General features: G+C 71.6%; 19 protein-coding genes. 11 read left to right on the top strand and 8 right to left on the bottom strand.

Annotation, left to right across the window (positions count from 1 at the left end; translation table 11 throughout):
• From ACQP1V_RS08235 to ACQP1V_RS08225, 3 genes are all read left to right on the top strand, one after another.
• Nucleotides 1–741, top strand: a complete 741-nt coding sequence (locus ACQP1V_RS08235; protein ID WP_245658178.1) for a GntR family transcriptional regulator — start codon at nt 1–3, stop codon at nt 739–741.
• Nucleotides 742–782: 41 nt separating this feature from the next.
• The gene (locus tag ACQP1V_RS08230; RefSeq protein ID WP_433420485.1) at nt 783–2,153 is read left to right on the top strand and encodes a PTS transporter subunit EIIC; all 1,371 of its coding nucleotides are present in this window, start codon (nt 783–785) and stop codon (nt 2,151–2,153) included.
• A gap of 201 nt (nt 2,154–2,354) precedes the next feature.
• Nucleotides 2,355–2,855, top strand: coding sequence for an Rv3235 family protein (locus ACQP1V_RS08225; protein ID WP_433420483.1), 501 nt, complete (start codon nt 2,355–2,357; stop codon nt 2,853–2,855).
• Between the two features lie 186 nt (nt 2,856–3,041).
• On the opposite strand, the gene secA is transcribed toward ACQP1V_RS08225, so the two are convergent.
• Nucleotides 3,042–5,861: a preprotein translocase subunit SecA gene (secA, locus tag ACQP1V_RS08220; protein WP_387408496.1), complete on the bottom strand. Its 2,820-nt coding sequence runs from the start codon at nt 5,859–5,861 to the stop codon at nt 3,042–3,044.
• A 205-nt stretch (nt 5,862–6,066) separates the two neighbouring features.
• Between secA and ACQP1V_RS08215 the strand changes: the two genes are divergently transcribed.
• Nucleotides 6,067–6,342, top strand: coding sequence for an HGxxPAAW family protein (locus ACQP1V_RS08215; protein ID WP_067129314.1), 276 nt, complete (start codon nt 6,067–6,069; stop codon nt 6,340–6,342).
• 60 nt (nt 6,343–6,402) lie between these two features.
• Nucleotides 6,403–7,668, top strand: coding sequence for a winged helix-turn-helix domain-containing protein (locus tag ACQP1V_RS08210; protein WP_433420480.1), 1,266 nt, complete (start codon nt 6,403–6,405; stop codon nt 7,666–7,668).
• A 7-nt stretch (nt 7,669–7,675) separates the two neighbouring features.
• On the opposite strand, the gene ACQP1V_RS08205 is transcribed toward ACQP1V_RS08210, so the two are convergent.
• From ACQP1V_RS08205 to mtrA, 6 genes are all read right to left on the bottom strand, one after another.
• Nucleotides 7,676–8,356, bottom strand: a complete 681-nt coding sequence (locus ACQP1V_RS08205; protein ID WP_433420477.1) for a response regulator — start codon at nt 8,354–8,356, stop codon at nt 7,676–7,678.
• A gap of 133 nt (nt 8,357–8,489) precedes the next feature.
• Nucleotides 8,490–9,140: a ribosome hibernation-promoting factor, HPF/YfiA family gene (gene hpf, locus ACQP1V_RS08200; protein WP_433420474.1), complete on the bottom strand. Its 651-nt coding sequence runs from the start codon at nt 9,138–9,140 to the stop codon at nt 8,490–8,492.
• 556 nt (nt 9,141–9,696) lie between these two features.
• The gene (locus ACQP1V_RS08195; RefSeq protein ID WP_433420471.1) at nt 9,697–10,440 is read right to left on the bottom strand and encodes a ComF family protein; all 744 of its coding nucleotides are present in this window, start codon (nt 10,438–10,440) and stop codon (nt 9,697–9,699) included.
• A 53-nt stretch (nt 10,441–10,493) separates the two neighbouring features.
• Nucleotides 10,494–12,287, bottom strand: a complete 1,794-nt coding sequence (locus ACQP1V_RS08190) for an LpqB family beta-propeller domain-containing protein (RefSeq protein WP_433420468.1) — start codon at nt 12,285–12,287, stop codon at nt 10,494–10,496.
• Entirely contained in the window at nt 12,277–14,010 is a 1,734-nt protein-coding gene (gene mtrB, locus ACQP1V_RS08185) for an MtrAB system histidine kinase MtrB (RefSeq protein ID WP_433420465.1), read from the bottom strand. Before mtrB ends, ACQP1V_RS08190 begins: the two co-directional genes overlap by 11 nt.
• A gap of 18 nt (nt 14,011–14,028) precedes the next feature.
• The gene (mtrA, locus tag ACQP1V_RS08180) at nt 14,029–14,706 is read right to left on the bottom strand and encodes an MtrAB system response regulator MtrA (RefSeq protein WP_030509347.1); all 678 of its coding nucleotides are present in this window, start codon (nt 14,704–14,706) and stop codon (nt 14,029–14,031) included.
• Nucleotides 14,707–15,038: 332 nt separating this feature from the next.
• Here mtrA and ACQP1V_RS08175 point away from each other — a divergent pair, with 332 nt between their 5' ends.
• From ACQP1V_RS08175 to ACQP1V_RS08155, 5 genes are read left to right on the top strand one after another with little or no spacing between them, the layout of a single operon-like run.
• Entirely contained in the window at nt 15,039–16,439 is a 1,401-nt protein-coding gene (locus tag ACQP1V_RS08175) for a glycerophosphoryl diester phosphodiesterase membrane domain-containing protein (RefSeq protein ID WP_433420462.1), read from the top strand.
• Nucleotides 16,436–17,122, top strand: a complete 687-nt coding sequence (locus ACQP1V_RS08170) for a DUF4129 domain-containing protein (RefSeq protein ID WP_433420460.1) — start codon at nt 16,436–16,438, stop codon at nt 17,120–17,122. The genes ACQP1V_RS08175 and ACQP1V_RS08170 overlap by 4 nt, the downstream gene beginning before the upstream one ends.
• Nucleotides 17,119–18,288 carry a DUF4350 domain-containing protein gene (locus ACQP1V_RS08165; protein ID WP_433420458.1) on the top strand — a complete coding sequence of 390 codons (1,170 nt, stop codon included), beginning with the start codon at nt 17,119–17,121 and terminating at the stop codon, nt 18,286–18,288. The genes ACQP1V_RS08170 and ACQP1V_RS08165 overlap by 4 nt, the downstream gene beginning before the upstream one ends.
• Nucleotides 18,285–19,259, top strand: coding sequence for an AAA family ATPase (locus tag ACQP1V_RS08160; protein WP_067129337.1), 975 nt, complete (start codon nt 18,285–18,287; stop codon nt 19,257–19,259). The genes ACQP1V_RS08165 and ACQP1V_RS08160 overlap by 4 nt, the downstream gene beginning before the upstream one ends.
• A 52-nt stretch (nt 19,260–19,311) precedes the next feature.
• The gene (locus tag ACQP1V_RS08155; protein WP_433420455.1) at nt 19,312–20,634 is read left to right on the top strand and encodes a DUF58 domain-containing protein; all 1,323 of its coding nucleotides are present in this window, start codon (nt 19,312–19,314) and stop codon (nt 20,632–20,634) included.
• Between the two features lie 177 nt (nt 20,635–20,811).
• Here the strand turns inward: ACQP1V_RS08155 and ACQP1V_RS08150 are convergent, their stop codons facing one another.
• Nucleotides 20,812–21,804, bottom strand: a complete 993-nt coding sequence (locus ACQP1V_RS08150) for a stage II sporulation protein M (RefSeq protein ID WP_433420453.1) — start codon at nt 21,802–21,804, stop codon at nt 20,812–20,814.
• A 45-nt stretch (nt 21,805–21,849) separates the two neighbouring features.
• Between ACQP1V_RS08150 and ACQP1V_RS08145 the strand changes: the two genes are divergently transcribed.
• Nucleotides 21,850–22,890, top strand: a complete 1,041-nt coding sequence (locus tag ACQP1V_RS08145; protein ID WP_433420451.1) for an RDD family protein — start codon at nt 21,850–21,852, stop codon at nt 22,888–22,890.
• Nucleotides 22,891–23,024: the final 134 nt, after the last annotated feature.

Here is a 23,024-nt window from a genome sequence, read left to right as displayed (position 1 = left end):
GTGGCTCAGATCGATCCGGACAGCCCGGTGCCCAAGTACTTCCAGCTCCGGGAGATCCTGCTCGATCTCATCGAGAGCAACGAGCTGGCGATCGGCGCGGCGATCCCCTCCGAGCGCGAGCTCTGCCAGCGGTTCCGCCTCTCCCGCATGACGGTGCGGCAGGCGGTCGACCACCTGGTGTCGGAGGGCAGGCTGCACCGGGTGCCGGGCAAGGGCACGTTCGTCGCCCGCCCCAAGATCGAGCTGGCCCTCCAGCTCACGTCGTTCAGCGACGACATGCGGGCCCGAGGCCTCACGCCCGGCTCTCGCGACCTGGACCGCCGGATCGTCCGGGCCAGCGCCCACCTCGCGCGTGAGCTCGGCATCCAGCCCGGCGACGCCGTCCACTTCATCGAGCGGCTGCGCACCGCCGACGGGGAGCCGCTCGCCATCGAGCGCGCCCACATCCCCGTGGCCCTCGCCCCGGACCTCGACGCCTACGACCTGTCCGGGCGCTCGCTGTACGCGCTGCTCGAATCGCGGTACAGCCTGGTGCTCGACGCGGGCGAGCTCACCATCGACGGCGGCATCGCCGACCCGGGCGACGCCGACCTGCTCAAGCTGCACAGGGGCGGCGCGGTCCTGCTGCTCGCCCGGCGTTCCTTCGCCGGCGGGGTGTGCGCCGAGCTCGGCGTCTCCACCTACCGCGCCGACCGTTACCAGCTCAGAACGCTCCTGGAGATCCCCGTCCGGCGTCCATAGCGCAAGCGATCCTCCCGAACCCCAGCCCTGGAGGAACACCGATGAGTTCACGCTCGGCCGAGACGGGACCACCCGCCGTTCCGTCGTCGGGATCCGTCGTGATGGGCCTGCTGCAGCGTCTGGGCCGTTCCCTGATGCTGCCGATCGTCGTACTGCCCGCCGCCGCGATCCTCAAGCGGTTCGGCCAGCCCGACATGCTGGGGTCCAACGGGCCCGCGCCCGGCGGCCTGGCGGACGTGGCGGGGTTCGAGTGGGTCGCCCACGTCGCCACCGTGCTGCTCAACGCCGGCGACGCGCTCTTCGACGCCCTGCCGCTGCTGTTCGCGGTGGGTGTCGCGGTCGGCTTCGCCCGCCGCTCGGACGGCTCGACGGCCGTCGCGGCGCTGGTCGGTTACCTGGTCTTCGACCGGGTGACCAAGGGGCTGTTCTTCCAGGCCCCCGCCGTGGACGCGGTGCACAAGCGGGTCGCGCACACCGTGGTCGGCGCGGACGGCGTCGCGCTGGACACGATCAACTGGTCCGCGAACAACCCGACCGGGGTGCTCGGCGGCATCGTCATCGGCGTCGTCACGGCGCTGCTGTGGCAGCGGTACTACCGGATCAAGCTGCCCGCCTGGCTGGCTTTCTTCGGTGGCCGGCGGTTCGTCCCGATCGTGACGGCCTTCGCCGGGGTCGTGCTCGGCGTCGTCTTCGGCCTGATCTGGCCGCCGGTCGGCGAGTGGATCAACAGCCTCGGCAAGGTGATCGCCGACAACAGCGTGGTCGGCGCCGGCGTGTACGGCGTGGCCAACCGCCTGCTCATCCCGCTCGGCCTGCACCACATCATCAACTCGATCGTGTGGTTCCAGGTGCCCGGCTGCTCGAACGCGGCCGGCGCGCAGTTCGCCGGCGACCTGACCTGCTACCTCCAGGGCGCGGACGGCTTCGGCTCGTTCATGACCGGCTTCTTCCCGGTCATGATGTTCGGCCTGCCCGCCGCCGCGGTGGCGATCTGGCGGGCCGCGCCCGCCCACCGGCGCCCGGCCGTCGGCGGCATCATGATCTCCGCGGCGCTGGTCTCCTTCGTCACCGGCATCACCGAGCCGATCGAGTTCGCGTTCATCTTCGTCGCCCCGCTCCTGTTCGTGGTGCACGCCGTGCTCACCGGCATCTCCATGGCGCTGACCGCCTGGCTGGGGGGTCGGCTCGGCTTCGGGTTCTCCGCCGGCGCCACCGACGCCCTGCTCAACATCAGCAAGAGCAACACCCACCAGTTCTGGCTGGTCATGGGCATCGGCGTCGTCTACGCCGTGATCTACTACGCGGTCTTCAGCTTCCTGATCAAGAAACTGAACTTCATGACCCCGGGCCGCGAACCCGAGCCGGACGTCGACTCCGGCGAGAGCGCGGAACCGGTCCGCACCCGCCTCTGATCCGGTCAGGGCAAAACCCCGTCACACGTGCGCCGTAATCCGGTGGGCGCCACTCCAACCGCCTGCTGCACCGGCCGGACCTTGCCCGCATAGCGTCACATCACCACCCCTCAGGCCGGAAAGTTGGCGGCGTTCGTATCAACCGGCCGGGCCGGAATCTCTAGTAGTCGTCACGTCCGCCGACGAACCTGGGGGGTTCCGATGCCCGAACCGACGCCGCGCCCGATCCGCCTGCCACGGCTCCTGCCCGTTCCCACAGCCGATCCCGCGTACGACGAGGCCCCGACCGGCCGCCTGTGGCCGGACGGGGCCGTGCCGGACGACCCGCCCCGGACGTACGGCGCGCTCGCCCTGGCCTCGGGCGGCGGGCCGCTCCTCCACGGCCCGTCCGGCGCGCTGCCCGACGAACGGCGGCTGCGCGGCCTCGGCCGCGCCATGGCGGAGATCCTCTGCGGGCGCCGCCCGCCCGCCACCGTGCAGGACCGGCTCAGCGAGCGCGCGTACGGCGAGCTGATCCGGGCCGGGAAGATGATCGACGCTCCACGGCCGCCCATGGTCGGCGCTCCGCACATCCAGCGGCCGGACGACGGCGTGGTGGAGATGTGCCTGCTGATCCATTGCGGGCCGCGCAGCCACGCCCTCGCCCTGCGCCTCGAACGCCGGGGTGTCCAGTGGCTCGTCACCGACTTCGAGACCGCGTGACGCCAGGGGACGTGGCGCCGCTGGACGGCCCGCCGACGCCGAAGCGGTCCCATGCCGCCCGATGCGCCTGTGATGCTCTCAGGCGCGGTTCAGCGGGCGGGCGCGGGACGGCCGGCGGACCGCTTCGCACCCGAAAAGGGGAGGCCCCCGCCGGATCTCCGGCGGGGGCCTCCCCTGATGACGCGATCAGGCCTCGACGTTCTTCGGGTCGCCGTGGCACCGCTTGTACTTCTTGCCCGAGCCGCACGGGCACGGGGAGTTGCGCTCCACGTTGCCGTACGCGGCGCGCTGCTCCGGCGTGGAGCGGACCCGGCTGACCTCGACGTCGCCGGTCTCGCCGGGCGCCGTGTAGACCATCTCGCTGGGGCGGGCCGGCTGGCGCAGCGCCCTGGCGATGATCGAGCTCGCCTCGTGCACGGAGTCGTCCGCGTGCTCGTGGTCGTGGTCGTGGTCGTGCTCCTCGACGATCGGGTTCGCCTGGACCTCGACCTCGAGGTTGAACAGGTAGCCGGCCGACTCCTCCTTGATGCCGTCGAGCATCGCGGAGAACATCTCGAAGCCCTCGCGCTGGTATTCCACCAGCGGGTCCTTCTGCGCGTAGGCGCGCATGCCGATGCCCTCCTGGAGATAGTCCATCTCGTAGAGGTGCTCGCGCCACTTGCGGTCGATCACCGAGAGGATCACCCGGCGCTCCAGCTCGCGCATCGCCTCGGAGCCGAGCTCCTCCTCGCGCCGCTGGTACGCCTCAAGCGCGTCGGCCTTGATCTTCTCGGCGATGAGATCGGCGCTCAGGTCCTCGCGCTCGCCGCCGACCTCCTGCACGAGCTGCTCGACGGTCATCGAGACCGGGTAGAGCTGCCCGAAGGCCTTCCACAGCTTGTCGAGGTCCCACTCCTCGGCGAAGCCCTCGGCCGTGGCGGCCTTGACGTAGTCGTCGATCACGTTGGTGACGAACCCGCGGACCTGCTCGTGTAGGTCGGCGCCCTCAAGCACCCGGCGACGCTCGGCGTAGATCACCTTGCGCTGCCGGTTCATGACCTCGTCGTACTTGAGGACGTTCTTGCGGATCTCGAAGTTCTGCTGCTCGACCTGGTGCTGGGCGGACGCGATCGCCTTCGAGACGATGCCGGACTCGATCGGCACATCGTCGGGGATGTTCAGCCGCGTCATGATCATCTCGACCCGCGCGGAGTTGAACAGCCGCATCAGGTCGTCCTCCAGCGACAGGTAGAACCGGGACTCGCCCGGGTCTCCCTGACGGCCGGAACGGCCGCGGAGCTGGTTGTCGATGCGGCGGGACTCGTGCCGCTCGGTGCCGAGGACGTACAGGCCGCCGAGTTCGGTGACCTCCTCGTGCTCGGTCTTGACGGCTTCCTTGGCCTTCTCCAGCGCCTCGGTCCAGGCCTTCTCGTACTCGTCGGGGGTCTCGGTCAGAGACAGGCCGCGCTGCTCCAGCTCGAGGCCGGCGCGGAACTCGGGGTTGCCGCCGAGCATGATGTCGGTGCCGCGGCCGGCCATGTTGGTCGCGACCGTGACGGCGCCCTTGCGCCCCGCCTCGGCGACGATCGTGGCCTCACGGGCGTGGTTCTTCGCGTTCAGCACCTCGTGCTGCACGCCCTGGCGCTTGAGCATCCGCGACAGCTTCTCGGACTTCTCGACGCTGGTCGTGCCGACCAGGACCGGCTGGCCCCGCTCGAAGCGCTCCTTGATGTCCTCGACGCACGCCTGGAACTTGGCGTCCTCCGTCTTGTAGACGACGTCCGCCTGGTCCTTACGGACCATCGGCCGGTTCGTCGGGATGGGGACGACGCCCAGCTTGTAGGTCTGGTGGAACTCGTTGGCCTCGGTCGCGGCGGTGCCGGTCATGCCGCCGAGCTTGGCGTAGAGGCGGAAGTAGTTCTGCAGGGTGATGGTGGCGAGAGTCTGGTTCTCGTCCTTGACCTTCACCCCCTCCTTGGCCTCGATGGCCTGGTGCATGCCCTCGTTGTAGCGACGGCCGTGCAGCACGCGCCCGGTGAACTCGTCGACGATCAGGACCTCGCCGTCGACGACGATGTAGTCCTTGTCCTTCTTGAACAGTTCCTTGGCCTTGAGCGCGTTGTTGAGGAACTGCACCAGGTGGGTGTGCTCGGGCTTGTAGAGGTTGTCGATGCCGAGCCAGTCCTCGACCCTCTCGACGCCGGCCTCCAGGACGCCGACCGTGCGCTTCTTCTCGTCGACGACGTAGTCGCCGGTGCTCTCCTCGCCGTCCTTGCCCTCGGTGCCCCGGCGGAGCCTGGGCACGATCTTGGCGAACTCGGCGTACCACTTGCCGGACTGCTCGCCGGGGCCGGAGATGATCAGCGGGGTGCGCGCCTCGTCGATGAGGATCGAGTCCACCTCGTCGACGATGGCGAAGTTGTGGCCGCGCTGGACGCACTCCTCGATGGACCACGCCATGTTGTCGCGCAGGTAGTCGAAGCCGAACTCGTTGTTCGTGCCGTACGTGATGTCGGCGTTGTACTGCTTGCGCCGCTCGTCCGGCGGCATGTTGGCGAGAATGACGCCGACCTCGAGGCCGAGGAAGCGGTGGACGCGGCCCATGTTCTCGGCGTCACGCTTGGCGAGGTAGTCGTTGACCGTGATGACGTGAACGCCCTTGCCGGAGATCGCGTTCAGGTAGGCGGGGAGAGTACAGGTGAGCGTCTTGCCTTCACCGGTGCGCATCTCGGAGATGTTGCCCATGTGCAGGTTGGCGCCGCCCATGAGCTGCACGTCGTACGGGCGCTGCCCCAGGACTCTGCGCGCGGCCTCGCGGACGGTGGCGAACGCCTCGGGCAGCAGGTCGTCGAGCGACTCGCCGTCGGCGTGGCGCTGCCGGTACTCGGCGGTCAGGGCGCGCAGCTCTGCGTCGGACAGGCTCTTGAAGTCTTCTTCAACGGAGTTGACCTGCTCGGCGATCCGCTTGAGCTTGCGCAGAGTCTTGCCCTCGCCGGCGCGAAGGATCTTGTCGAGAATGGCTGCCACTTTTAGTAAAGCTCCTCGCAGGTCTACCCCGGCGGATCCACCGGAGTGTGAGGACGAGACATACTTCCCCGCTGCCATCGTAGGCCGTTCCATCACTGGACACAGCCACCTGAGAGAGGACGGAGCGGCGTCATTACAACGGCCGAAGCCTCTCAGTCGTTCCCCGGCTCGCGTACCGACAAGGCCATCGGGTAGAAAACGGTGTATGGCAGAAAGCGCACATCAGGGCAGTCATGGCGGAAGCCCCAAGTCTTGGCTCGCCGTCATCATCATTGTCGCCGGTTTCACCGTCGGCGGCGTCGGCCTCACTCTCGGGCCGAGTTGGATCACTTTCTGGGTCGGAGCGGGCATCTGCGCGGTCGGTGGCGTGGTCGCCCTTCTGGTCGACATCTTCTCCGATGTGATCATCGACGCCCCGCGGGTGATGCCCGAGCGCGAGCACCGCTCCCCCTTCGAGCACCACGAGCTTCCCCAGCACTGATCCGGCCCCGTAACACCGTCGTAGTCGTTTTGTCGGTCACAGCGTCTAACATCGGCCGCTGTGACGGACCTGACAGCAGACGAGGCCCGCAGGATCATCCTCCGGGCCCAGGGTTTCCTCGGCGCCCGCTCCCGGAGTGGCGGAGTGCGCGGCATGCTCCGGCGCGTGGGCGCGGTACAACTCGACACCATCTCGGTGCTCGCACGTTCTCATGAACTCGTCGCGTACGCCCGGCTCGGGGCCATCGGCCGGGCGGCGGCCGAGCGGGCGTACTGGCGCGATCCGGCGCAGGCCTTCGAGTACTGGTGCCACGCCGCCTGCATCCTTCCCCTCGAACACTGGCCCCTGTACGCGTTCCGCCGCCGCGCCTACCGGGAGCGGCGGTACCGCTGGCACGAGGTGCCGCCCACGGTGGACAAGATCCTGGAGCAGGTCCGGCAGGACGGCCCGATCACGACGACCGACCTCGGCGGCGCCCGGGTCGATCGGCGTGCCTCCGGCGCGACGCAGGCGGGCGAATGGTGGGACTGGTCCGACGCCAAGATCTCGATCGAATACCTGCTGGACATCGGTGAGGTGGTCTGCACCCGGCGGGTCGGCTGGCGGCGCGTCTACGACCTGGCCGAGCGGGCCGTCCCCCGTGACCTGCTCGACCGGGAGGTGACCGACGCGGAGGGCGTGGCCGCGCTCACCGCCATCGCCGGCCGCTCCCTCGGCGTGGCTACGCGGGCCGACCTCGTCGACTTCACCCGGGTCACGGGCAGGTACGCGGAGCTCCTCGACGACGCCCTGGAGAGCGGGGCCGCCGGGCTGGCGCCGGTCCGCGTCTCCGGCTGGCCGGCCGCGCGGGCGCGGCGGGGCGCCACGGGCGACGGGGCGGCCAACGCCTGGGCCGATCCGGCCGCCCTGGAGGGCGAGCCCCGCGGACGGCACCGCACGACGCTCCTGTCCCCTTTCGACTCGCTCATCTGGGAGCGGGCGCGCGCCGAGCGCGTCTTCGGGCTGAGCCACCGTCTGGAGGCTTACGTCCCGAAGCACAAGCGCGTGCACGGATACTTCGCGATGCCGGTGCTGGCCGGCGGGCGGATCGTCGGCCGGGTGGATCCGGCCCGGGAGGGGTCGGTTTTCGTCGCCCGGCAGGTCGGGTTCGAGCCGGGGCCCCGACCGGCCGCGGCCGTCGAGGCGATGCGGGACGCGCTGTGGGAGGCGGCGAGCTGGGTCGGCTGCACAAGCGTCCGCGTCGAGCGCGTCACCTCGCCCGAGCACGAGGGTCCGCTGCGGGCCGCGCTCGCCGCTCAGGCGGAGCCGCCGGACGGCCCCGCCTGAGCCACCGTCAGGTGATCTCCAGCAGGCGCTCCCGGACGGCGTAGACAACCGCCTCCATCCGGGAGTGCAGCTGGAGCTTCTCCAAGATGTTGCGCACGTGGTTCTTGACGGTGTTCTCGGAGATGAACAGATCCTTGGCGATCTCCCGGTTGTTCATGCCCTTGGCGACCAGCCGGAGCACTTCCATCTCGCGGTCGGTCAGCCGGGGCACCGGGAGCTGCGGCGGCCGTTCGGCCTCCTTGCGGCTCATGTGCTGGAACTCGCTGATCAGCTTGGCCGCCATCGCCGGGTTGATGAGCGACTGGCCCTCGTGAACGCCGCGCACGGCGTCGGGCACCTCGTCCAGCTGGACGTCCTTGAGAAGGTAGCCGGTGGCGCCGGCCTTGATCGCGTCGAAGAGGTCCTCCTCCTCGTCGCTCACGGTCAGCATGATGATCCGCGTGCTCGGCACCGAGTCCTTGATGCTCCGCGTCGCCCCGATGCCGTCCTGCCGGGGCATCCGCACGTCCATGAGCACCACGTCGGGAAGCAACCGGCCGGCGAGCTCCACCGCTTCCTGGCCGTCGCTCGCCTCGCCGACCACCTCGATGTCGTCCTCGGCGGCCAGCGCGAGCTCCAGACTGCGGCGGATCAGCGCGTGGTCGTCCACGATGAGGACGCGGATCGGCTCACCGCTTCGCTCCCTCACTTCTCCTCCTTGCGGGGGTCAAGGTAGCCGGGTCGCCATCATTACACGGCTTCCGGCGCGAGAGAGGATCTTCGTTCGCGGGGGACGGGCCGGGCCCGTGGATTCCGCGGGGCGCGGAATCCACGGGTGGCTCCTATCGCTCGACCAGTCTGAGCACGCCGTAGCTGTAGCCACGCCGGCGGTAGACGACGCTCGGTTGCCCGCTTTCCTTGTCTCTGAAGAGGAAGAAGTCGTGCCCGACGAGCTCCATCTCAAGAAGAGCCTGGTCGATCGTCATCGGGTCGGCCTCGTGGAACTTCTCCCGGACGACGAGCGGCCCCTCGCCGTCCATTTCGATCTGCACGATCGGTTCCTCGTACGCAGTCTGCTGCGGGACCTCGGTCCGGGACTCAGCCTGGAGCGACGGCCCGGTGACCTCCGGGGTGGCCTCGCCCAGTCCGGCCGTGAGGATGCCCACCGAGGGCGGGCTGCTCTTCCCGTGATGGACCTTGCGCCGGTCCGCCAGCTTGCGCAGGCGGGCCTCCAGCTTGCTCAGCGCGAGGTCCAGCGCCGCGAAGCGATCGTCCGCCGCGGCCTCGGCGCGGATCGCCGGGCCCCGGGAGCGGACCGTCAGCTCCACGCGCTCCCGCTGATCGCTCATCCGAGGATTCCGCTCCTTGGACACTTCCACGTCCGCCCGGATGAGCCGGTTGTCCAGTCGCTCGATTCTGGCCAGCTTCGTGGTCACGTGCTCACGGAATCGGTCACTCACACCGGTGTGCCGTCCCTTGACGATGATGTCCACGCAAAAGCCCCCCTTCGCATCTCGACTGTGATGGAGAGCGCGACGCGCTCGCGGCACCCGTCCGGCCGACCTGGTCTTCGTCCCCACATCCGCCTGCTGAGGGATTCGCAGCTCTTTGCCACTAACGCCCTTCTCTCCTTGCGGGGGACATCTGGACCCCCGGGAAGGCAGGACTTACCTCTAAGCCGCACCGTGATCGGACGACCAAGAGTCGCCTTACGTGGACCGTTTCGCCTGCGGCTGGCATCGGCTAGCAGAACCGGCCCCCTCAAGGGGGTCGATCCGGCGCAACCACGGACCCGAACGGGTGCCATGTCCTGAACGCTAGTCGCTGCCGGGCCGAATGTCAGCCGCGCGCCTCGCCGATCGATCACAGTCGGTGACCTCCGGGAAGATCCGTCCCCCGCGCCACCGGTCCGGCGCGAACGGTTCGCCCCTGTCGCCCAGGGGTACAGTGCCCGCTGAACAGGACTTCCTGTCCATCGCGGACCAAAGTTGTGGCATCGGACACAAAGCCTGGATCGATCGTTTCTTTACCCTCCGTCAACGGCGTGATCTATGTCTCCCCGGCGTGTCGCGCCATCGGATTCCGGCCCCTTTCCCGGGTTCTCGGCGTGGCGGCGACGGTGATCGCCAGCGGCACCTCGGCACCGGTCTCCCGTACGGCGCGGGCCGCCTCCGCGAGGGTCGCGCCGGTGGTGACGATGTCGTCAACCAGCAGGACGGCGCCCACACGGCCCCCAGAGGGCCGTGCGACGGCGGGGCGGCCCGGGGCTGCCACGAATGCGTCCCGCAGGTTGGCGGCCCGCTGCGTGGAGCTGAGGCCCGCCTGGTCCGCCACCCGGCGGCCCTGCCGCAGCATCGGCGCGGCGGTGACCGGCAGCCCGCGCCGCCGCAGCAGTTTCGCCGCCCCGGACGTGATCACGCCGACCGGGTCGTGGCCGCGCCTGCGCGAGGCGGCGCGGGCGCTGGGCACGGGCACCAGGGCGACGGAGGGATGCCCAGGACGCCAGGCGTGGGCCGCGAGGGCGGTCTCCGCGACCTCGGCCAGGACCGCGGACAGCAGAGGGGCCAGGGCCGTACGGCCGCGCTCCTTGTAGGCCAGCAGGACCCGGCGGGCGGCGCCGTCATAACGGGTCGCCGACCAGCACTCGGGCAGGCCGGGAGGAACCGGGTCGGGCGGGCGCGTCGCCGGCTCGCGGAGGACCTCCTCCAGGCAGAGCGGGCAGACGAGCGCGCCGGGCTCGCCACACCCGGCGCACCGGGGCGGCAGGACCAGGTCGAGCAGGGCCGCGAGCACCCGCCCACCCTGTCAGGGACCACCGACACTTCCGCCCCGGCCCGGGGCGGCTGTCAGCCGAGGGGGTAGACGGGGGTGCTCGCGCCGTCCTTGGCCTCGGTCACCCATTGGCTCTTCTTGGCGTCCCAGGACAAGACCTCGCCTCTGTCGCCGCTGTCGTCGCTGTCGTCGCTGCCGGCGAGCAGGGAGTCCCCCGCCGCGCTGATGGTCGACACGTGCGCGGCCGACTTGGGCTCCTCGGACCGCCCGTCGGTCACCGAGTACACGGTGTAGACGCGCCCGCCCTTGAGGCTGTCGGACAGGACGACGACGTGCTGCCCGTCCTTCCAGGCGACGTCGAGGATGCGCTGGTTCTCCTTGGCCTCCACCAGCGTCCGCAGCTCGCCGATCCGCGGGTTGCCCTCGTCCCGGATGATCGGGCCGGTCCGCACCTCGGGTCCGTGGCCGTTGTCGACGATCATCGCCACGCGGGCGCCGTCACGGGCGACGCGAAGCGCCTCGACGTTGGCCTCGGCGATGTCGGCCGGGATGAGGACCCGCTGCGGCGCCGCGCCGTACGCGGTCCAGACGCGCAGCTCGCCGGCGATGTTCTCGGCCGCCCACACGGCGCCGTAGCGGTCCCAGGAGGGCGGGGTGAGGGTGCTGCCCTTCGTGCCGCCCATCCACTTGTCCCAGCGGCTGTCCTCGGTCATGGAGGAGACGTAGACGGCGCCGTCGTCGCCGAGCGCGGCCACCTTGGCCATCCGGTCGGTGCCGGAGATCGCCGGAGAGGAGAAGCCCATGGTCTTCTGGCCCGCCACGCCCTCGACCACCGGGTCGTCCGCGTCGTGGTCGATCCGGTGCAGCACCCCGCCCCTCATGAAGTAGGCGGGCTGCTCTCCGGTGAGGACGGCGGGGTTGAACTCGGGGTAGTTCTGCGACTTGATGCTGCGGCCGTCCCCCGGGAGCGGCTCCCCGTTCACCTGGATCTGGATGCTCTGGCCGGGGACGACCTGGCCGAGCGTCCAGGCGAGCTGCGCGCAGACCGCCCTGAGCTGGTCGGACCGGTCGCCGATCACCGCCATCGCGGAGGTGAAGTCGAGGATCACGCTGTCGCCGTCGGCGGCGACGCGGATCAGCCGGGTACCCTCGGGGAGGACGTTCCCCACCGCGCCGCGCAGCGACTGCCCGGGGCCGCGCAGCAGCCACCGCACCAGGGTCTCCACCTGGCTCTCGCTCGGGTCGATCGGGATGGCGACGTGATCGGCGACGAGCCACCTGCCGCTGACGTCCGGGTAGTAGAGGTCGAACGCCTCGTACGCGCGCTTGATGTCTGAGGACGAGAGAAGCAGTCCCGGCGGTGCGGCGGAGATGCGCCACTCCTCGCCGACCTTCTTGAGCGCGAACGTCACGTCCCGGTCGGCGCCGGTGAGCGTGAGGTCCTGGTAGCGCCCCTCGCCGTCGATGGTCGCGGCGACCGTGCCGCGGAAGGTCATGGTGACGCCGCTGCCGTCGCTCTCCTCCTTGGGGCGGGTCGCGTCGAAGACGGTGACGCCGCTCTCGGGGTTCCACTCGGTGAGCGCGTCGCCGGTGAGGTACTGCTTGGCGATCTTCCAGTCGGGATCCTCCACGCTCGCCATCGCGGCGCGGAAGCCCGCGACGATGTCGAGCGGTTGGGCGCCCGCCTTCGGCGGCGAGGCGATCATCCGCACGTACGGCGCGTTGAGCGGATCGCTGTTGCTCTCCTCCTTGGCCGGGATGGGGCTCCCGCTGGTCGGGATGATGGCGCACGCCGTCCCGCCACCCGCTAGCGCGAGCGCGGTGACCGCGGCCGCCGCGTACCTGAGCGGGCTCGACCTAATCCACATCGAAGACGCCCCCGTCCCCCATCCCCGTGGGCAGCGCGGACACGTGGCCGCGCCAGCTCCGCCGCATCTCGACCTCGGGCGGCACGAGGGGGAGCGGCGACCCCTTCAGTTCCGCCCCCTCCTGGCGCGGGAGCGAGAGCCGGAACTGGGTCCCCTCCCCCGGCGACCCCCACGCCTGGAGCCAGCCCCCGTGCAGCAGCGCGTCCTCGCGTGAGATGGCCAGGCCGAGCCCCGTCCCCCCGATGGTCCTGGCCCGCGAGGGGTCGGCCCGCCAGAACCGGTCGAAGACCAGGTTCTCCTCGCCCGGCTTCAGCCCCACGCCGTGGTCGCGCACGGCGACCGCCACGGCGTCCCTGTCGCCGCCCAGCGTGACGACGATGTCCTTGCCCTCGCCGTGCTCGATCGCGTTGAACAGCAGGTTGCGCAGGATGCGCTCCACCCGGCGGCTGTCCACCTCGGCCATGCAGGGCTCGCTCGGCAGGCGCAGCTCGAAGCGGGTCACGTGCTGCTCGGCCAGCGCCTCGGAGTCGCCGATCGCGCTCAGCACCACGTCGCGCATGTCCACCGGCTCCAGGTCGAGCGTCGCGGCTCCCGCGTCGTACCTGCTGATCTCCAGCAGGTCGGCGAGCATCGACTCGAAGCGTTCGAGCTGGTTCTGCATCAGCTCGGCCGAGCGCCGGGCGGCCGGTTCGAAGTCGTCGCGACTCTCGTACAGCAGGTCGGCGGCCATCCTGACCGTGGTCAGCGGGGTGCGCAGCTCGTGCGACACGTCGGACACGAACTGCCGCTGGACCTGGGACAGCTCCTCAAGCTGGTGGATCTTGACGGCGAGGTTGGACGCCATCTCGTTGAACGACGTGGCCAGCCGGGCCAGGTCGTCCTCGCCGCGCACCTTGAGCCGCTCCTCCAGGCGGCCGGCCGCGAGCCGTTCCGCCGCCTGGCGGGCGAGCCGTACGGGCGTGACGACCTGGCGGGTGACCAGCGAGGCGATGGCGGCGAGCAGCAGCACGAGGACGGCGCCGACGACGATGAGGAGCTGCCTGATGGACGACAGGGTCCGCTCCTCCTCGCCCATCGGGAAGAGGTGGTAGATCTCGTAGACGGTGCCGTTGTACGAGACGACCTTGGCGCCGACCACCATGCCGATCTCGGGGGCCTTGCCGAGGAAGTGCAGCGGGACCCCGATCTGGGCGTAGGGCGGGTCCAGCGGGCCGAGTTTGCGCACCTTCTCGCGCATCTTCTCGGGGACGCTCCGCCAGTCGATGTTGCCGGTCGCCCGGTCCTCGCCCACGGCCATGTCGTTGCGGATGACCACGCTGTAGCGGGACCCGGCCCGCTCGGCGAGGCTCTTGGCGACCAAATCCACGGGGTTGTCCGACGAGGTCGGCGCGCCGTCCCCGGACGCCTGCTGCTTGGTGGAATCGCCGGCGAGGGGGGCGTTCTCCAGGTAACCCGAGATGGTGGTGACGTTCGCGGCGGCCTCGGCGACGGCGGTGTTCCTGCGACCGTCGACCATGGACTTGACGATGGACTGCATCAGGAAGACGCCGAGGACCACGACCACGGTCATCGAGATGACCAGGGTGCTGGTCACCACCTGGAGCTGGAGCGAGCGCCGCCACACGCCGCGGGCCCGGCGCGCGGCGCGCCGGGCCCTCCGGCGGACGCCGCGCACGATCTGGCGTGGGCTCCTCCGGAGGGGATGTTTGGCGGGGACGGGCATCGCGGGTCGACCGGGAGGTTAGGCCGGGCCGGCCTTGTATCCGACGCCGCGGACCGTGACGACGATCTCGGGGTGCTCGGGGTCCTTCTCGATCTTGGCGCGGAGCCGCTGGACGTGCACGTTGACCAGCCGGGTGTCGGCCGCGTGGCGGTAGCCCCAGACCTGCTCCAGCAGGACCTCGCGGGTGAAGACCTGGCGCGGCTTTCGGGCCAGGGCGACCAGCAGGTCGAACTCCAGCGGCGTCAGGTTGATGGTCTCCTCGCCGCGCTTGACCGAGTGCCCGGCGACATCGATGGTGATGTCCCCGATCTGGAGGATCTCGGGGGTCGGCTCGTCGGTGCGGCGCAGCCGGGCGCGCACCCGGGCGACGAGCTCCTTGGGCTTGAACGGCTTGACGATGTAGTCGTCGGCGCCGGACTCCAGCCCGAGCACGACGTCGATGGTGTCGCTCTTGGCCGTCAGCATGACGATCGGCACGCCGGACTCGGCGCGGATGCGACGGCACACGTCGATGCCGTCGGCGCCGGGGAGCATCAGGTCGAGAAGGACCAGGTCGGGCCGCGTGTCCCGGAATGCGTCGAGCGCCTTGTCACCGTCGGAGACGAAGGACGGCTCGAATCCCTCCCCGCGCAACACGATGCCGAGCATCTCGGCGAGAGCGGCGTCGTCATCGACGACCAGCACGCGTCCTTTCATGGCCCCTCATTCGTTCTACGCAATTGGAGAGATATGGGCGATATCACACGTTCACCGGAAGGCTACCGTGGCGACCGTATGAGCGATACACGACCATGACAAAGGAAGGAGTTTAGGCGCACGGGGCGGAACGCGCGATGATGTGACCAAATGCGGCCAGAGTCGCAGGGCGCCCTTTGCCCGGCCGAACAGGAATTCCCGCCCGGATCCGCGCGAAGCTCTTGATCGTTTCGCTATTTCGATCATGGAAGTGGCGTTCACGCGGGCGGGATCGGGCTTTCCCGCGCCGCCTCTCCCTGCCACGAGGTCGTACATCATGCCAGGATTGGGACATGACAGACGGCCCTGACCACGACGGCCCCGCCCCCGATGTGCCGCCCGGTTGGGCGCCCGACCAGCCTCCGGCCTACTGGGGGCACCAGGGATCCTCCTGGGCCTCCCCGGGCGGGCCGGGCGAGACGCCGCCGCCTCCGCCCCCGCCGCCGCAGGGCCAGCCGTACGGGCAGTCCCCCTACGGCGGACAGCCCCAGTACGGCGGACAGCCCGGCGCGTACGGCCCATACGGCTCCTACGGCGCGTACGGCCCGGGCCCGCAGGGGTTCCGGCCGCCGCCGCAGGCACCGCGGCCGGGGATCGTCCCGCTGCGGCCGCTGGCCCTCGGCGACATCCTCGACGGCACGATCAAGATGGTGCGGTCACACCCGAAGGCCACCCTCGGCCTGTCGGCGATCGTGGCGGCGATCACCACGCTCCCGGTGTCGGCCGGGCAGGCGATCTACGTGCGCTCCACGTCGGAGCTGCTCGCCGACCCCGAGGCGTTCGGGACGGCCGACGCGCTGGGCGGGCTGGCCGCGCAGGCCCTCGGCACGCTGATCTCGATGGCGCTGACGTTCGTGGCCACCACGATCCTGACCGGCATCATGACCCGGGTGCTCGGCCGGGCGGTGTTCGGCGGGAAGATCACCGTCGGCGAGGCCTGGCGGCTGACCAGGCGGCGGCTCCCCGCGCTGTTCGGGCTCGTGGCGCTCGAAGGCCTGATCCTGATCCTGCCCGCGTTGCTCATCTTCGGCCTGTTCATCGGGCTGTTCACGTCCGGAGCCCTGGAAGACTCCTCCGGCAGCATCGTCGGCCTGGTCGGCCTCCTCATCCTGTGCCTCGCCGCCTACGCCGTGTACGCGCTGTTCTTCAGCACCAAGTTCGCGCTGTCGGCACCGGCGGTGGTGCTGGAGGGACGCGGCCCGGTGGACGCGATGCGCCGCTCGTGGCAGCTGGTCAAGGGCGACTCGTGGCGGATCTTCGGCATCGTGCTGCTGACCGGCCTGCTCGCCGGGCTCATCGGCTCCCTCCTGTCCTTCCCGTTCTCGCTCGCCGGCACGATGGTCGGCCTGATGGGCGGCTCGTCGGCGGGGATAGCCGTGGTGGTCACCATCCTCACCGCCCTCGGCAGCACACTGAGCGCGATGATCACCTATCCCTTCCAGGCCGGCGTGAACGGCCTGCTGTACGCCGACCGGCGGATGCGGGTGGAGGCGTTCGACCTCGTGCTGCGCTCGGCCGCGGCGCAGAACCAGACGCAGGGCTGGGTCCATTCCTCCGTGGACGACCTGTGGGACCCGTCCAACGCCGCCGCGGCCGGCGCCGGGGCCTCCGCGTACGGTCCCCCGTACGGCACCGGCCCGGGCCAGGACGGGTGGGGCGGGTACGGCGCGCCTCCGGGCGGTCCCCGGCTGTGACCCTGCCCGCATCCGCGCCGGCCGCCGCCCTGGCGGCGCTCGGCCCGCGGCTCCCCCGGGCGCCCGGTCCCCCGCTGGACCTCGGCCGTGACGAGGCCGGGCAGGAGGCCGCGAAGGAGTTGCTGCGCTCGGGATACCAGCAGGAGTCCCTGGTCGACCGGTTGTGGCGGCACCTGACGCAGCTCCTCGGCGACCTGTTCGACAGCGCGCCCGGAGGGCGGGCCGGGGGCGTGGTCGCGCTGATCGTCATCGTCGTGGCGCTCGTCCTGCTGGCGGCGCTTCTGGTGTGGTCGCTGCGCCGCGTGTCCCGGTCCCGCCGGGCCGTGGAGGAGGGCCTCCTCGGCGGCGCCGTGCGCACGGCCGCCGAGCACCGAGCCGAGGCCGAACGGCTGGCGGCCGCCGGGAGCTGGGCCGAGGCGATCAGGGAGCGGCTCCGGGCGATCGCCCGCGACCTGGAGGAGCGGGCCGTTCTCAGCCCCATGCCGGGCCGTACCGCCGCCGAGCTGGCCGCGGACGCCGGACGAGTGTTGCCCGCCCACGCCGCCGCGCTGACCGCCGCCGCGCGGCTCTTCGACGACGTCACGTACGGCGAGGCCCCGGGCAGCCGGGAAGGTTACGCGGGCGTGGCCGAGCTGGACGGGCGCCTCGCGGCGGCCCGGGTGAGCCTGGGGGCGGACGCGTGAGCGCCGCGACCCCGCCGACGTCGGTCTCCACCTCTCCGACGGCCGGGAGCATGTGGCGAGGCGGGCGCGGCGTGCTCGTGATCGCGTTGCTGGTGCTCGTGACCGCGGTGGTCCCCGTGCTGCTGTCGTCGCCGGGCACGGGCGACCGCCCGCTCGATCCGGCCGACTCCTCGCTCCAGGGCGGCAAGGCTCTCGCGCAGCTGCTCCGGCGGCACGGCGTGTCCGTCGAGCGGGTGGAGAGCGTCTCCGCGATGGCCGCGAGCGCGGGCCCGGACAGCCAGCTCCTCATCGGCGACACCGTCGCGCTCAGCGCGGACGACGCGCGGGTGATCGCCGCGTCCGGCGGGGACCGGCTGATCGCGGGCCCCCAGACGCACCTCGACATCCTGGCCAAGGGCGTGCTCACCGGCAAGGACGTCCGGTCCAGGTCCCGTGAGCCGGGGTGCGCGCTCCCCGAGGCGACCCGCGCGGGCAGCGCCTTCGTCGGCGGCGTTTCGTTCGTGGCCCCCGCAGGCGCCATCGGCTGCTATCCGGCGGCGGGGCGGCCGACGCTCGTACGGCACACCGTGGACGGCGCGACGGTCACCGTGATCGGCGACAGCGCGTTCATGACGAACATGCGCCTCGCCGAGGACGGCAACGCCGCGCTCGCGCTGAACCTGACCGGAGCCAAGCCCCGGCTGATCTGGCTCACCGCCCCCGAGAAGCCGGCGACCGGCGTAACCGGCACCGGCGAAGGCAAAACGCTGGGCGAGCTCATCCCGGACGCCGTCCCGTGGGCGATGCTGCAACTGGCCGTCGCGGTGGCCGTGGTCGCCGTGTGGCGGGGACGCCGCCTCGGTCCCGTCGTCGCCGAACGGCTGCCGGTGGTCGTCCGCGCGTCCGAAACCGTGGAGGGGCGCGGTCGCCTCTACCGGGCGAGGCGGGCCAGGGACCGGGCCGCCCAGGCGCTGCGCGCCGCCGCGATCGACCGGATGGCCCCCCGCCTGGGGCTGCCCCCGACGGCCTCACCCGAGGAGATCGTCGCCGCGACCACCGTACGGACCGGGCGGGAGGCGCCCGAGGTGCGCTCCGCGCTGTACGGGCCGGCGCCCGCGGACGACGGCGCCCTGGTGACCCTGGCCGGACAGCTCGACACACTCGAAAGGCAGGTACGAGACTCTTGACCACATCTACACCCGGCTCCCCGGGGGCGGACGCGGCCCGCGAGACGCTCGCCACGTTGCGCGCCGAGGTCGCCAAGGCGGTGGTGGGGCAGGACTCGGTCGTCACCGGGCTGGTGGTCGCGCTGCTGTGCCGGGGGCACGTGCTGCTCGAAGGCGTCCCCGGCGTGGCCAAGACGCTGCTGGTCCGCACACTCGCCGCGACGCTCTCGCTGGACTTCAAGCGGGTGCAGTTCACGCCCGACCTGATGCCCGGCGACGTGACCGGCTCGCTCGTGTACGACGCCAGGACAGCGGAGTTCGAGTTCCGCGAGGGGCCCGTCTTCACCAACCTGCTGCTCGCCGACGAGGTCAACCGGACCCCGCCGAAGACCCAGGCCGCCCTCCTCGAAGCGATGGAGGAGCGCCAGGTCAGCGTGGACGGCGCGGCCCGCAAGCTGCCCGACCCGTTCATCGTCGTGGCGACGCAGAACCCGATCGAGTACGAGGGCACCTACCAGCTTCCCGAGGCCCAGCTCGACCGGTTCCTGCTCAAGCTGACCGTGCCGCTGCCGCCGCGCGAGCAGGAGATCGCCGTGCTGGAGCGGCACGCGCTCGGCTTCGACCCGCGCGACCTCTCCTCGGTCGTCGCCGTCGCGTCCGCGGCCGACCTGGACGCGGGCCGGGAGGCGGTCAAGCAGGTCCACGTGGGCGCGGAGGTGCTCGGCTACATCGTCGATCTGGCCCGCGCCACCCGGAACTCTCCCTCGCTGCAGCTCGGGGTGTCCCCGCGCGGCGCGACGGCGTTGCTGGCCGCCTCCCGTGCCTGGGCCTGGCTGTCCGGCCGCTCGTACGTGACGCCGGACGACGTGAAGGCGCTCGCCCGGCCCGCGCTGCGGCACCGCGTCCAGCTCCGTCCCGAGGCCGAACTGGAGGGCGCGACCCCGGACGGCGTCCTGGACGGCATCCTCGCCGGCGTCCCCGTCCCCCGCTGATGACGCCGATGACGCTGATGACGCGCCGATCGGTGAACGGAGGGACGAGGCGGTGGCGCTGACCGGACGGGCGGGCCTGCTCGCGGCGCTGGGCGCGCTCGTGGTGCTGGTGGCGCCCGCCCCGCCCGTGGCCGTGCTGGGGCTCGCGCTGCTGCTCGCCGTACTCGTGGTGGTCGACCTGCTGCTCGCCGGCGGCGTACGCGGGCTGCGCCTCCACCGCGACGGCGAGCGGCTGGTACGGCTCGGCGAGTCGGTAACGGTCGGACTGGTCGTGGAGAACCCCGGCCGCCGCCGCGTCAGGGGCGTGGTGCGCGACGCGTGGCATCCGTCGGCGGGGGCGGCGCCGCGCCACCTGAAGCTGGACGTCCCCGCTGGGCAGCGCCGCCGCCTGGTCACCACGCTGACGCCGACGCGCAGGGGCGACCGTGAGGCGGTCACGGTCACCGTACGGTCGGTCGGCCCGCTGGGCCTGGCCGCCCGCCAGGGGTCGCACCTGGTCCCGTGGTCGGTGCGGGTGCTGCCGCCGTTCCTCAGCCGCAAGCACCTCCCCGGCAAGCTGGCCCGGCTGCGGGAGCTGGACGGCCGCCACCCGGCGCTCGTCCGGGGCCAGGGCACCGAGTTCGACTCGCTCCGCGAGTACGTGGTCGGCGACGACGTACGGTCGATCGACTGGCGGGCCACCGCCCGGCGCAGCGACGTCGTGGTGCGCACGTGGCGGCCGGAACGCGACCGGCGGGTGCTGATCGTCCTGGACACCGGCCGCACGTCGGCCGGACGCGTCGGCGTGGCGCCCCACCCCGGGCAGCCGTCCGGCTGGCCCCGGCTCGACTGGTCGATGGACGCCGCGCTGCTGCTCGCCGCCCTCGCGGCCCGGGCGGGCGACCGGGTCGACTTCCTCGCCCATGACCGCACGGTGCGCGCCTGGCTGTCCGGAGCGTCCCAAAGCGACCTGCTGTCGTCGCTGGTCAACGCGATGGCCCCGATCGAGGCCGAGCTGGTGGAGGCCGACGCGCCGGGGATGATCTCCGCCGTGCTGGCCAGGGCGAAGCGCCGCTGCCTGGTGGTGCTGCTGACCGACCTGAACGCCGCCGCGATGGAGGAGGGCCTGCTGCCGGTCCTGCCGCGGTTGTCGTCCCGCCACACGGTGTTGGTCGCGGCGGTCGCCGACCCGCGGGTGGCGGACATGGCCTCCGGCCGGGGTACGGCGGAGCTGGTCTACGACGCGGCGGCGGCCGAGCGGCTGCGCGGCGAACGGCGCTGGATCACCGCCCGGCTGCGCGGGCAGGGGGTCGAGGTGGTGGACGCCCCGCCGGAGGAGCTCGCCCCGGCGCTCGCCGACGCCTACCTGGCACTGAAGGCAGCCGGCCGCCTGTGATTTTGGCCTCGCTTCGCTCGGCGGGCTCGGGGCGCCCTCAGTCGATGTCTTCCCTCGTCACTCGGGGCCTCGTCCCTCAGCCCGCTCGTTCCTCAGTCCAGACACCGCCGCGCCCCTCGCGGGTGTGTGATTGGGCGCCGTAACGATTGATGGTGCTCGCGCGGGCTCGGGGCGCCCTTAGGCGGTGGGGGCGAGGTCGGGGGCGCGTTCGATGTCGCCGGTCTCACCCGCGCGGGCGGCCCGGCGGCCGAACACGACCACGTAGGCCAGGAAGAGGACCTCGGCCAGCACGCCGATGCCGATCCGCGCCCAGGTCGGCAGCCCGGACGGCGTGACGCCCGCCTCGATCAGCCCGGAGATGAGCAGGACGACGACGAGGCCGAGGGCGACGCTCATCACCGCCCGCCCCTGCTCCGCCAGTGCCTCGCCCCGCCGTCGCGGCCCCGGGTCGATGACCGTCCAGCCGAGCCGCAAGCCCACCCCGGCGGCGAGGAACACCGCGGTCAGCTCAAGCAGGCCGTGCGGGAGGATCAGCCCCCAGAACACGTCCGCCTTGTCATGCGCCGTCATCAACCCGCCGGTGAGGCCCACGTTCGCGGCGTTCTGCCACAGGATGTACGGGATCGGCAGCCCGAGGAGGACGGCCGAGATGATGACCTGCGCCGACACCCAGGCGTTGTTGATCCACACCTGTCCCGCGAACGAGGCGGCCGGGTTCTCCGAGTAGTAGTCGGCGAAGTCGTGCTCGACCAGCTGCCTGATCTCCTCGGGGGTGCCGACGGCCGCCTGCACGTCCGGGTTGCCCACCACCCAGGCGCCCATCACGTACGCGACCACGAGCGAGGCGAGGGTGGCGCCGAGCCACCAGCGCCGGGCGCGGTAGGCGACGACGGGGAACGAGACGGTGAAGAACCGGACCGCCTCCCGCCAGGCGGGCGTGTGTGCCCCGGTCACGGCCGAGCGGGCCCGCGCCACCAGCGAGGAGAGGCGGCCGACCAGGACGGCGTCGGTCGAGGCCGAACGGACGACGGACAGGTGGGTCGCGACCCGCTGGTACAGCTCGACGAGCTCGTCCACCTCGGCCCCGGCGAGGTGGCGGCGGCGCCGTACCAGGTCCTCCAGCCGGTCCCAGGCGGGCCGATGGGCCGCGACGAACGCATCGATGTCCACGGTGGGCACTCTATCGATCGCTAATGCCCCAGTAGGGTGCGGTATGTGGCCGATGTTGTGACCGGCGAGGCCGTCGTCGTCGAGGTGCGGATCGCGCAGCTCCCCACCCGGGGCGTCGCGCTCCTCATCGACTGGGTCGTCCAGTGGGCCGCCCTCATCCTGATGTACATCCTGCTGGGCAGCGCGTCTGTGGTCACAGACATGGCGCTGGCGACGGGGCTGATGATCCTGGTGACGGTGCTCGTGCTGGTGGGCTACCCCGTCGCCTTCGAGACCGCGAGCAGGGGGCGCAGCCTCGGCAAGCTGGCGATGGGCCTGCGCGTGGTCGGCGACGACGGCGGGCCCGAACGGTTCCGGCAGGCGCTGTTCCGGGGGCTCGCGGGCTTCCTGGAGTTCTGGATGTTCTTCGGCGCGCCCGCGCTCATCACGTCGCTGGTCAACCAGCGGGGCAAGCGGCTGGGAGACGTCTTCGCGGGCACGATCGTCATCTCCGAGCGCGGGCCGCGCCAGGAGCCGCCGCCGGAGATGCCGCCGGGGCTCGCGCCGTGGGCCGCCTCGCTGCAGTTGTCGCAGCTCACCGGTGAGCTGGCCGACACGGCCCGGCAGTACCTGAGCCGGTGGCACCAGCTCGGCCCGGACATACGGCACCAGATGGGCGTCCGGATCGCGGGCCAGGTGTCCGCCGTGGTGGCTCCCCCGCCGCCGCCCGGCCTGCCGCCGCACACCTATCTCGCCGCCGTCCTGGCGGAGCGACGCCGCCGCGAGGAACTGCGCCTCGCCCAGGTCAGGGCCGCCGCGCCGCCCTTCGGAGCCGCGTACGGCGGAGCCCCGTACGCGGGCGCGCCCGGATCCCCGTACGGCGGTGCCTCCTACGGGTCTCCCTATGGCGGGTCTCCCAATGGCGGGTCCCCATACGACGGGGCTCCGTACAGCGGGTCACCGTATGACGGGGCTCCCTACGGGGGCGCTCCTCACGGCGGCACACACGGCGGCGCTCCCCAGGGCGGCGCGCCGGCTCCCGTGAACCCGCCGCCTCCTTCGGATCCCGCCGGCCCCACTCCGGGGGGATTCGTCCCGCCAAATTGAGGTGTAAAAGCCGCACAACGGGGCACATGTGACGATCTGCGGGCGACAAGGGCATGCCGCAAGGGGGCAGGGTGGAGGCGGCCGGCCGCATAGGGACAGAGGCGGCCGGCCGTCTCCACCCGACTCAACCGCCA

Source organism: Microtetraspora malaysiensis, from assembly GCF_050947145.1.
GTDB lineage: Bacteria > Actinomycetota > Actinomycetes > Streptosporangiales > Streptosporangiaceae > Microtetraspora_A > Microtetraspora_A malaysiensis.
This window is presented reverse-complemented; position numbering and strand designations above follow the sequence as displayed.